Raw genomic sequence first — 11,495 nt, 5'->3', positions numbered from 1 at the left:
AGTCTGAAAAATCCGCCCCCGCGCCTGTCAGAGACGACTATCCGTCTCCAGCACGGCTCGAAGCAGCACATTTGCCCCCGCCGTCACATCGTCAGGCTCAGCGCTTTCCTCTTCGTTATGGCTCAGTCCTCCGGCGCACGGTACAAAGATCATCGCGGTCGGGGCAACCTGCGCCATATAAGTCGCATCATGTCCCGCCCCCGAAACAATCCGCCGCGCCGGATAGCCCAGCGTATCAGCCGCACGCGCAACAGACCCAATACATTCGGGGTCGAACTGAACCGCAGGCGTATCCCACACCCGCTCGATCTCCACCGTCAACCCGGCCTTTTCCGCCAGGTCCGACGCCTGTGCGTAAAATACCTCTTCCATTTTCTGGACGATGCAATCGTCAGGGTCGCGGAAATCGACCGTAAAAAACACTTCTCCTGGAATGACGTTACGACTGTTCGGCCTGTTCTCGATCAGTCCGACCGTTCCAACTGAATCCGGCCCATGCGCCAGCGCAATGGTCTGCACCGCATCAATCATGCGCGCGGCCGTCACCAGAGCATCAGCCCGCAATCGCATGGGCGTGCTCCCGGCATGAGCGTCCTGTCCCCTGAGCGTGACCTCATACCAACGCATGCCCTGCACCCCCGTCACGATCCCGATCGTTTTATGCTCGACCTCAAGGATCGGCCCCTGCTCGATATGCAGTTCAAAATACGCCGCCACAGGATGTGCGCCACAGGATTCCGCCCCGCGATACCCGATGCCCTCAAGCGCGTTCCTGAAGCGCACGCCCTCCCGATCCTTCGTATCGAGCGCCTCCTGCTCCGTAAACACACCTGCAAACACACCGGACGACAGCATGGCGGGCGCAAAGCGCGACCCCTCCTCGTTCGTCCAGTTGATCAGTTCGATCGGATGACGGGTCTCCCGCCCCGTTTCATGCAACGTGCGCAGCACCGCCAGACCACCGAGAACACCAACGATTCCATCAAATTTTCCACCCGTCGGCTGCGTGTCGAGATGGCTTCCCATCGTTATGGGCGGCAGCGTATTCTCCATTCCCGGACGCCGCGCAAACTGGTTCCCCATGGAATCATGAGACACCGTACATCCCAACGCCTCACAGGCCCGGACAAACCAGTCCCGGACCTGACGATCCTCCTCCGTCAAGGCAAGGCGCCTGATCCCACCCTTCGGCGTCCCCCCAAACCGGGCCGTCTCCAGAATATCGTCCCAGAGCTTCGTGCCATTCACGGTAACATTGCCAACCGCGCCAGATGCATCCTGTGTGCTCATTGTCGTTCTCCGTTTTCGGGTTTTTGCGGACCGTGGCGATCAGCCCGCTTTTGCGGGGATCTTGCGCATTGGATTGTTGGGATGCTCGTTCCATGTCTGCACGCCCTCAACCGGCTGCGGCACCATCGTGATGCAATCATCCACCGGGCAGACATGCGCACAAAGGTTACACCCCACACACTCCTCATCAATGACTTCATAATGACGCTCACCATTCAGCAGCGTCTTGGAAATGGCCTGATGGGACGTATCCTCACACGCGATATGGCAAAGGCCACATTTGATGCATGCCTCCTGATCAATCGCCGCAAGCGTCCTGAACTTCAGATTGAGCTGATTCCAGTTGACGAAATTCGGAACTGCACGTCCCGTCACATCCGCGATCGTCTCAAAGCCCTTCTCGTCCATCCAGTTGGACAGACCATCGATCATGTCTTCCACGATCCGGAATCCGTAGTGCATCGCAGCCGTACACACCTGAAGGGACGTCGCCCCCATCACCAGAAATTCGGCCACGTCCCGCCAGTTCGAAATCCCCCCGATCCCTGAAATCGGCAGAACGGACGTATCGGGCGTCCGGGCAATCTCCCCCAGCATCCGCAAAGCGATCGGCTTCACCGCAGGCCCGCAATAGCCGCCATGCGTGCCCCGCCCGTCCACAACGGGCATAGGCGCCATCGCATCCAGATCGACCCCAACCACGGACTGAATGGTGTTGATCAGCGAAACCGCATCCGCTCCCCCACGCAGGGCCGCCCGAGCCGGATTGAGAATATTCGTGATATTGGGCGTCAGTTTCACAATTACCGGCATCCGCGTGTACTGCTTGCACCACCGCGTCACCATTTCCACATATTCCGGCACCTGCCCAACCGCAGAGCCCATGTTCCGTTCGGACATGCCGTGCGGACAGCCGAAGTTCAGCTCAATACCATCTGCCCCCGTTGCCTCGACCAGCGGAAGGATGCGTTTCCAGCTTTCCTCCACACACGGAACCATGATGCTGACGATAATGGCTCGGTCCGGATAGTCCTTCTTGACGGCTTTGATTTCCGCCAGATTGACCGCCAGCGGACGATCGGTGATGAGCTCGATGTTGTTCAGCCCAGCCATACGCTGACCGTTATAACGCGTGGCCCCGTAACGGCTGCTGACATTCACAACCGGCGGGTCCTCGCCCAGCGTCTTCCACACCACGCCGCCCCAGCCGGCTTCCAGCGCCCGGCGGACATTATATTCCTTGTCAGTCGGAGGCGCCGAAGCCAGCCAGAACGGATTGGGAGAACGGATACCAGCGAAATTGATGCTCAGATCGGCCATAGCTCAGTTCCCTGCCTTCATCAGAGCCGCTGTGATGGCTTCAGCCGCATTACGGCCATCGCGAACAGCCGCCACAGTCAGATCCTCGCCAGCCGTGCAGTCTCCACCGGCATAGACACCTTTCATGCTTGTCCGCCCCTCGGCATCCACCCTGATGCGTCCAGCTTCGATCACAATGTCATCCTCTGCCAGAGGGTCCGGCAGGAACAACTGCCCTACGGCCTTGAGAACCATATCCGCCTCAAGCGTATAGTTTCCCTGATCGTAAACCGCCCGCCCATCCTTCGCGAGACCACGAGCGAAAGTGACGGACGCAACGCCGTGCTCGGTTCCATCAATCCTCACAGGAGCCGACCAGTACCGGATCGTAACGTCGTTCGTCTGCGCCCATTCCTGCTCCACCGTCGTCGCAGACATGTTTTCCGCAGCCCGGCGATAAACCAGCGTAACCTCCTCCGCGCCCAGACGTTTTGCCTGCACAGCGGCATCAATGGCGGTGTTCCCACCCCCGATCACAACCACACGCCGCCCGACGGCAACATCCGATTTCGTCGGAGACGTCCGCAGCTCTTCAATAAACTCCACGGCATTATGCACGCCCGGGAAATACTCCCCGGCAATCCCCAGCGCCCTGACCCCCGCATGACCAATCCCGAGGAACACGGCATCATAGTCTGCCCTCAGAGACGTTAGTGTCATATCCCGGCCAAGCAGCATCCCGGTTTCGATCGTGATCCCACCGATGGACAGAACGAATGCCACTTCCTTCTGTGCGAATTCATCCGCCAGCTTGTAAGCGGCAATACCATATTCGTTCAGACCACCGGCTCTGGCGCGCGCATCGAACACCACAACGTCATGCCCCTGCATCGCCAGCCGATGCGCGCAGGCCAGCCCCGCAGGCCCCGCCCCCACAACAGCAATTCGCTTGCCTGTCAGGGGTGCCCGACTGAACGGCTGCTTGCCCGTCCGCATCTGCCAGTCCGTGGCATGACGCTGAAGCGCCCCGATCTGGATGGGCCGGTCTTCCTGCGTATTACGGACACATTTGCCCTCACACAGGATTTCCGTCGGACACACCCGCGCACAGGCTCCACCGAAAATATTCGACTCCAGAATGGTCCGTGCCGATCCCGGAATATTCCCTGTCGAAATCTTTTTGATAAACCCCGGAATATCAATCCCGGTTGGACACGCCTCAATACAGGGCGCATCATAACAGAAGTAACACCGATCGGATTCGATGGTGGCCTGTCCCGCCGTCAAAGGCGGATGCGCGTCCGAGAAATTCCGTGCCAGCATGTCCGGAGGCAGGCGGTTTGCAGCGATATTCGGAGTCTGATCCACGAAGAAAACTCTCCATCATGTGCATTTCGTGACACACCATGACTGAATTCAGACCGATTCCGCAACGTAAACTTGACCACACGGTCAGGAAATTACACTCTCCTCAGGCAATAATCATTCCCCGACCACCAAACAGGGAGACATTTCTTTGCTGAAATCACCCCCGATCCTCAATATCGTTGCAGAACCCCAGAACCAGACGCAGGATGGTCTGCAAACCCGCCTCGAAATCGACATCACGCAACACTGCATGACCCGTCAAAGCCGTCATCTGCGTGCTCATGTCCGCATAGGCCTGCGTCATTGACCAGATGGCAAACATCAGATGGGTCGGATCAATGGCTGGCATCTGGCGCTCCGTGCGCCAGACGTCAAATGTCCGTGCCCGTCTCGCCACATGCTCTCGCAGGGTTGTAGACAGATAATGATGGATATTGCCCGCACCCTGCAAAAGCTCGTAGGCAAAAATCCGCGATGCATCCGGGCGCTCGCGGGAAAACGCCATCTTGGCCCGGATATATCCCTCAAATCCTTCCTGCGCCTGCCGTTCCGGCACCAGCCAGTAATCGGCGTCCTGCAGCCAGAACGTCATGATGTTTTCGAGAACGCTGCGATAAAGCTCCTCTTTCGTCCCGAAATAGTAATGGATATTCGGCTTGGGCACACTGGCTTCGCGGGCAATTTCATTCATGCTCGCCCCGCGAAAACCATGTCGGCCAAACACACGCTCAGCCGCTGCGAGAATGGCCGCTTCAGCCGCCTGCCGCGGCGCGCCCGGTCCGGCCCTGTGAGGAGGAGAAAGAGTCTCTGTCATACCGACATCGTTCTCCCCTTTCCGCCCGCTGACAAGACCAGGCGCGTCCTGATGACAGGAAATTCCGCCCTCACCTGTTCCGCAAAAGGATAAACCCATGCTCCTCATCCGTGGTGGCACCGTCGTAACGGCAGAAATCTCCCACAGGGCGGATGTCCTGTGCGACGATACACGCAGGATCGTCGCCATCGGCCCTGATCTGGAAGCACCCTCAGGCTGCGACATTCTGGATGCGGGTGGCCTGCTGGTCATGCCCGGCGGGATCGACCCGCACACCCATATGGAAATGCCTTTCATGGGCTCCATCGCAAGCGAAGATTTCTATACAGGCACCTCCGCAGGCGTCGCCGGTGGCACGACGACCATCATCGATTTCGTCATCCCTGAACCCGGACATTCCCTGCTCGGCGCCTGGAAAGACTGGCGGCGCAAAGCGGAGAAATCCGTCTCCGATTACTCATTCCACGTCGCGGTGACGCATTGGGACGAGAAAGTCCATGAAGACATGGGCACCCTGACCCGGGACTGCGGCGTCAATTCCTTCAAGCACTTCATGGCCTACAAAAACGCCCTGATGGTAGACGATGACGTCCTGCTGCGCTCCATCAGCCGCGCGCTTGAACTCGGCGCCCTGTGCAACATCCATGCGGAAAACGGTGACGCCGTCGCCTATCTTCAGGCCGATCTCCTCAGTCGCGGCATCACCGGTCCGCAGGCACACCCTCTCTCCCGACCGCCCGCCGTAGAAGGAGAAGCCGCACAGCGTGTCATCGCCATCGCAGGACTGCTCGGCGCCCCGATCTACATCGTGCATGTCTCAACACAAGAAGCCACCGCCGCCATTGCCGCAGCCCGCGCCCGCGGCCAGCGTGTTTATGGTGAAGTTCTGGCCCAGCATCTCGTGATCGACGACAGCGTCTATGAAAACCCAAACTGGCTCGGCGCGGCCCAGCACGTCATGAGCCCGCCCTTCCGCCCCAAACACCATCAGAAAGCCCTCTGGGCCGGGCTGGCTTCCGGCCAGCTTCAGACCACTGCCACCGATCACTGCTGCTTTTGTGCAGGACAGAAGGAACAGGGTCTGAACGATTTTACGAAAATTCCGAATGGCACCCCCGGCATCGAAGACCGGATGAGCGTCCTGTGGCACCACGGCGTGCGGACCGGAAAACTGACCCCGCAGGAATTCGTGGCCATCACCTCCACCAACACGGCGAAGATCTTCAACATCCACCCCCGCAAGGGCAGCGTCTCCGTAGGCGCGGACGCCGATCTCGTCCTGTGGGACCCCCAAGCCAGCCGGACGGTCTCGGCAAAAACCCATCACCAGAATGTCGATTACAACATCTATGAGGGCATGACCCTGACCGGTCTGGCCCGATACACCATCAGCGGCGGCAAAATCGTCTGGGCCGATAACGACCTGCGCGTCACACGCGGCGCAGGCCAGTATGTGGAGCGGCCATGTTTCAGCCCGGACATGCAGGCCGCCCTCCACCGCAAAGAGACGCCCTGATCTCAAACCCGGATCAGGGTTTCCCTGATCCGGAAACGCCAAAGTCTCAGACGCTCAGTCAGGCTTCTTTCCGCCCAGTTCACCCGTCAGAAACTGGGCGCGGCCATAACCGAAAGACCAGTGGGCATCTTCGTTTTCAACAACGGAGATCATCACGTCTGAAGGCGCAATTCCACACTCTGCCTCCAGCCGCTCCACCAGCAGCCGATAAAACAGCGCATTGGCCTCTTCCCCGCGCGGCCGACTGAACACCTGCAACAGCACGACGTTTCCGGTCCTCGGAATATCCAGTCCCGTATCCTCCACAATCATGCGCGACGGCTTGTGCTCCGAAACGATCTGATAGCGGTCTCCCCGCGGCACCTTGAACGCCTCCAGCATGGCCTCATGGGCCGCATCGAGAAGCGTCTTGATTTCACCGTCGGAACGGCCTTCGACAAGATGGAAATGCAGAAGTGGCATGTCATGTCCTCACTGGGTATGGTGTTCAGGAAACGGACTGGATCAGACGGCGAACACCATCAATCATTCCGCGAAGCTGCTCTGGCGTCGAAATAAACGGCGGTCCAAAGGAAATCGTATCGCCCGTACAGCGCAGAAGCAGCCCTTCGCGCAGCCCGCGCTCGAAAATGGCCAAACCCCGCGCACCGGGCGCACCCTCGCCAGGGAACAGATCCACCCCCGCCGTCAGCCCTATATTGCGGATATCCTTGACGGCAGGCAGATCGCGTAACGCGTGCACGGCCTCTTCCAGAACCGGCTCCAGCGCACGAACCCGCGCGAAAAGGGACTCTTCTTCCATGACGTCCAGAACCGCATGGGCCACCGCCGTCGCCATCGGATGGCCGGAATAGGTATAGCCATGCGCAAACTCGATGGCATTTTCCGGGCCGGTCATGAACGTGTTGTAGATTTCATCCGTCACAATCACGCCCCCCATGGGGATAATGCCGTTCGTGACCGCTTTGGCGAACGTGATCATGTCCGGCTTCACGTCGAAACGCTGCGCCGCGAAGTTTTCGCCCATACGGCCAAAACCCGTAATGACCTCATCGAAAATCAGCAGGATGCCGTGTTTCGTGCAGATCTCACGCAGCTTTCGCAGATATCCCACAGGCGGCACGATCACCCCCGTCGATCCCTGCACTGGCTCCACGATCACCGCGGCAATTGTCGACGCATCATGCAGCCCGACCAGACGCTCCAGATCCTCGGCATGATCCGCGCCCCATTCCGGCTGCCCGCGCGAAAACGCCATGTGTTCGGGATTGTAGGTATGCCGCATATGATCCACGCCCGGCATCATGCCCGAAGCGAACATCTTACGATTCGGGACAATTCCGCCCACGGACATGCCGCCAAAACCAACGCCATGATAGCCGCGCTCACGCCCGATCATGCGAAAACGTTGCCCCTCCTGACGCAGCCGATGATACCCCAGCGCAATCTTCAGCGCCGTATCCACCGCCTCGGAACCGGAATTGGCGAAAAAGACATGATCCATCCCATCCGGCGCCAAGCCTGCGATCCGCTCCGCCAGATAGACCGTCTGCGGGTTCGTCAGCTGGAACGGCGGCGCATAATCCAGCGTCTCGGCCTGCGTCTTCAGCGCCTCCACGATCCGGGGATGCGCATGCCCCAGTGGGGAACACCACAGGCCCGAAAGCGTATCAAAAAGCTCCGTGCCATCCGGCGTATAATAATAAGGCCCCTTCGCAGACGTCAGAAGCCGCGCCTGCGGATCGGTCCGGACCCGGCGATTGGCCGTAAAGGGCATCCAGTACGTGCCCTTGCGGAGGGTCTCGATACAGTCAAATTCATTGGTCAGTTTCGACACGATACGCCTCGCAGACTGATGATGGATGCATCCATGAGCGGCCCTGATGCGGCAGCCCCGTCACATCTGAAAAAGGCTATCCTGAATAGGAACGGAACTGAATATATACAGTCAGGGAAATATGAGCCTAATCTGTACTGCCAGAACGACCGGTACAGTCAGCACCATGATCCAGCCCCTGATTCAGACAGACCCCCATTCCCCCACCCCGCTCGTTACCCAGATCGTCCAGCAGGTCAAAGCCCTCGTCCGCAGCCACGACTGGACACCCGGCACTCGTCTGCCCTCCATCCGTCACCTTGCCAGACAGTGCAGTATCAGTCCCCTTACCGTTTCCAATGCCTATAACCGCCTTGTCGCCGATGGTGTTCTGGAGGCCCGACGCGCCAGCGGGTTTTTCGTACTCAGCCAGGAGCATCCACCGACTGATGGGCTCGTCGCGCTTGCGGACATCACTCCATCTATCGACTCCTCATGGATGCTCCAGCGGGCTTATGAAAACAACGCCTCCATCGTGCAGGCGGGATGTGGATGGTTGCCTGACAGCTATCTTTTCCGTGAGGGAATTCGCCATGCCCTGACGGCTCTAGGGCGTCGTCCCGATCCGGAGATGTCGGGCTACGGTAATCCTTATGGACATACCGGTCTTCGGGAGTTGATCCGCTTGCTCCTGATGCGGCAGGGTATCAGATGTGACCTGTCGGCGCTCATCCTCACACATGGTGCCAGTCAGGCTCTGGAGTTGAGCATCAGATGTCTGACCCAACCGGGAGATACCGTTCTGGTGGAAGACCCCGGTTACTGCAACCTCTTCCCAGCTCTTGAAGCCCTTGGCCTCCGGACGATCGGCATCCCGCGCCTTCACGATGGCCCCTGCCTGGCGACACTGGAACGCATTGCCAGAACGGAGCGGCCGAAAGCCTTTATCCTCAACACCCGGCTGCATAACCCGACCGGTACGAGTTGCAGCCCCTCTGTCACGCATCACGTTCTCAGTCTGGCCGAGCGTCATGATTTCATGATTATTGAAGATGACATTTTCGGCGGTCTCGCGGATGAGAATACCCCCACTCTGGCGCATCTGGACCAGTTGCAACGGGTCATCTTCATCAGCAGTTTCTCAAAAACGATTTCGCCGGGACTGCGAGTGGGATTTCTGGCCTGTCCTCCGACAATCTCAGCCCGAATCCTGCGCCTCAAGATGGCCAGCAGTCTGACAAGCAGCTCCATGAACGAAGCCATCGTCCATACCATTCTTGCAGACGGACGATACCGGCTGCATTTGGAGAAATTGCGGGAAAAGCTGACCAACGCTCGAAAAGCAGCCATATCGTCCCTGGAAACTGCCGGCCTCGAAATTTTCTCATACCCCGACGGTGGCATGTTCCTGTGGGCCCGCTTTCGCACAGGGCTGGATCCTGTCCTTGTTGCCCGGAAAGCTGCAGAACAGGCCATCATGCTCGCCCCAGGTTTCCTATTCAGTCCAGATCAGAATCACACTCCATGGCTCCGTTTTAATGCCAGCCAGATGCATGCCCCACAGCTTTTCCACTTCCTGAAACGGCACTGCATCATCCGGTGATTGTCTTGGATAAATACTTTTCTGTGTTTTTTAAATTAATGAGAAGTTCAGCTTCTATGAAATCTGGCACAATAAAATGAAGCACGACGATCCAAAAATTCGTCCATGTCTTTACATTTTCCCGCAGCATTAAGGACAGCCTGCACACTAAGCTCGGAGACACTGTCTCATCTGCAGCGTCGCTGATATCGTTAACCGTGATCTTGCACTCCCTCGCCAAATCCTGTTGAGAGTCGTGGAGACAGAGTACAAGGCATCCCCACAATTGAGTGGCAGATCAGATCTTTATTATCTCATTGAATTCAAGACACAAAAAGAGAAATTCTTCTTTTCGGCAGTAAAAAAGAGAGCACATCTCACGTCAAGACCGTACCGATAACACTACAGGCGCCACATAGAAAACCAACATTATCGTTAAATAGTTATTAAAGTAACCACGATCGCGATAATAAATTGACACCTATCTTCAACGAATTTAAATTATAAAATAATTATGTATTAATCCTTTCCAAGGAAAATCACATTGTCACTGTCTTTCTGTGTTGTCGGAGCAGGTTTTAGCGGAGCCGTCATAGCTCGCCATCTTGCAGAACAGGGGTATAAAGTCACTCTTGTTGACGAACGCTCGCATATCGGTGGCAACTGTCATACAGAACGCGATGCAGAAACTGGCATAATGGTGCATCGGTATGGCCCGCACATTTTCCATACTTCCGATCAGCGCGTTTGGGATTATGTGAGACGATTTGGAACATTTCATCCCTATATCAATCGCGTTAAAGCCATTTCACAAGGGAGCGTCTATTCTCTCCCGGTCAATCTACTCACCATCAACCAATTTTTCAGAACCATTATGGGGCCCAAAGAGGCCAGAGAGTTTATCGCCGGGAAGGCTGACAAGTCTATTGTAGACCCTCAATCCTTTGAAGAACAAGCATTAAGCATGATAGGACCAGAACTCTACCATGCCTTTTTCTATGGATATACACGCAAGCAATGGGGCTTAGACCCCAAGGAATTGCCAGCATCCATCCTTAAAAGACTTCCATTGCGTTTCAACTATGACGATAATTATTTTAATCACACGTATCAAGGAATGCCGGAAGAGGGATACACCTCAATAATACAGAATATTCTTAACGTTGACGGTATTGAAATCAGAACCTCCTGTTCTTTTGAAGAAATTGATGAGAAATTTTCCCACGTTTTTTATACGGGGCCGATTGATCGTTATTTTAAGTTTGAATTAGGTCGTCTTGGGTACAGGACGCTCGATTTTGAACGATTTACTGTCGACGGAGACTATCAAGGGACTGCCGTTATCAATTATTGTGACGAGCAGGTTCCTTTTACGCGAATCTCTGAGCACAAACATTTTGCACCATGGGAGCAAAATAAATTTTCAAAGACGGTGTGCTTTAGAGAATATAGCAGACTTTCTGAAAAAAAAGACGTTCCTTATTATCCGATCCGGCAAGTCAATGAGAAACGCATGTTAAACAGTTATATAGAGCTTGCCCAACAACAAAAAGGCATCTCTTTTCTTGGCCGTTTAGGAACTTATCGTTATCTTGATATGGATGTCACTATCAACGAAGCCCTCATGGCTTGCGATCAAATCGATAGCGCTTTAAAAACTGCACCTTCAAACATCCCTTCTTTCTTTATCGATCCGCGATGAGGAATATTCGAAACTTCTGGTTGCCAAAGCCATGGCCAGAGCTCCTTCAATAAAAGTTTTTACTGAAGTCTCGAAAGTAAAAACTTTGGAATCCACTGCTCTTTGCCC

Annotated in this window: 9 protein-coding genes; 3 read left to right on the top strand and 6 right to left on the bottom strand. The window is 56.2% G+C overall.

Annotated features, from left to right (window positions below; all coding sequences use genetic code 11):
- Window positions 1-27: 27 nt before the first annotated feature.
- The 4 genes from HKD28_RS05875 to HKD28_RS05860 form a co-directional block, all read right to left on the bottom strand.
- The gene (locus HKD28_RS05875; RefSeq protein ID WP_194267522.1) at window positions 28-1,290 is read right to left on the bottom strand and encodes a Zn-dependent hydrolase; all 1,263 of its coding nucleotides are present in this window, start codon (window positions 1,288-1,290) and stop codon (window positions 28-30) included.
- A gap of 39 nt (window positions 1,291-1,329) precedes the next feature.
- Window positions 1,330-2,610: an NAD-dependent dihydropyrimidine dehydrogenase subunit PreA gene (gene preA / locus HKD28_RS05870; protein WP_194267521.1), complete on the bottom strand. Its 1,281-nt coding sequence runs from the start codon at window positions 2,608-2,610 to the stop codon at window positions 1,330-1,332.
- Window positions 2,611-2,613: 3 nt separating this feature from the next.
- A complete protein-coding gene (locus HKD28_RS05865) occupies window positions 2,614-3,912 on the bottom strand; it encodes an NAD(P)-dependent oxidoreductase (RefSeq protein WP_194267677.1) in 1,299 nt (432 codons plus the stop codon).
- Between the two features lie 202 nt (window positions 3,913-4,114).
- A complete protein-coding gene (locus HKD28_RS05860; protein WP_194267520.1) occupies window positions 4,115-4,771 on the bottom strand; it encodes a TetR/AcrR family transcriptional regulator in 657 nt (218 codons plus the stop codon).
- A gap of 97 nt (window positions 4,772-4,868) precedes the next feature.
- Here HKD28_RS05860 and hydA point away from each other — a divergent pair, with 97 nt between their 5' ends.
- Window positions 4,869-6,287: a dihydropyrimidinase gene (hydA, locus tag HKD28_RS05855; protein ID WP_194267519.1), complete on the top strand. Its 1,419-nt coding sequence runs from the start codon at window positions 4,869-4,871 to the stop codon at window positions 6,285-6,287.
- A 54-nt stretch (window positions 6,288-6,341) separates the two neighbouring features.
- Here the strand turns inward: hydA and HKD28_RS05850 are convergent, their stop codons facing one another.
- Both HKD28_RS05850 and HKD28_RS05845 read right to left on the bottom strand, forming a co-directional pair.
- Window positions 6,342-6,749, bottom strand: coding sequence for a tautomerase family protein (locus HKD28_RS05850; protein WP_194267518.1), 408 nt, complete (start codon window positions 6,747-6,749; stop codon window positions 6,342-6,344).
- Window positions 6,750-6,774: 25 nt separating this feature from the next.
- Window positions 6,775-8,064 carry an aspartate aminotransferase family protein gene (locus tag HKD28_RS05845; protein WP_207728895.1) on the bottom strand — a complete coding sequence of 430 codons (1,290 nt, stop codon included), beginning with the start codon at window positions 8,062-8,064 and terminating at the stop codon, window positions 6,775-6,777.
- A gap of 226 nt (window positions 8,065-8,290) precedes the next feature.
- On the opposite strand from HKD28_RS05845, the gene HKD28_RS05840 reads away from it, so the two are divergent.
- Together HKD28_RS05840 and glf are read left to right on the top strand one after the other, a co-directional pair.
- Complete coding sequence (locus HKD28_RS05840; protein WP_194267516.1) at window positions 8,291-9,706, top strand: aminotransferase-like domain-containing protein; 1,416 nt, start codon at window positions 8,291-8,293, stop codon at window positions 9,704-9,706.
- Between the two features lie 529 nt (window positions 9,707-10,235).
- Window positions 10,236-11,387: a UDP-galactopyranose mutase gene (gene glf, locus HKD28_RS05835; RefSeq protein ID WP_194267676.1), complete on the top strand. Its 1,152-nt coding sequence runs from the start codon at window positions 10,236-10,238 to the stop codon at window positions 11,385-11,387.
- Window positions 11,388-11,495 lie beyond the last annotated feature (108 nt).

The organism is Gluconobacter cadivus (genome assembly GCF_015244745.1).
GTDB lineage: Bacteria > Pseudomonadota > Alphaproteobacteria > Acetobacterales > Acetobacteraceae > Gluconobacter > Gluconobacter cadivus.
The sequence above is the reverse complement of the archived record's forward strand: the minus strand, read 5'-3'. Positions and strand labels throughout refer to the sequence as shown.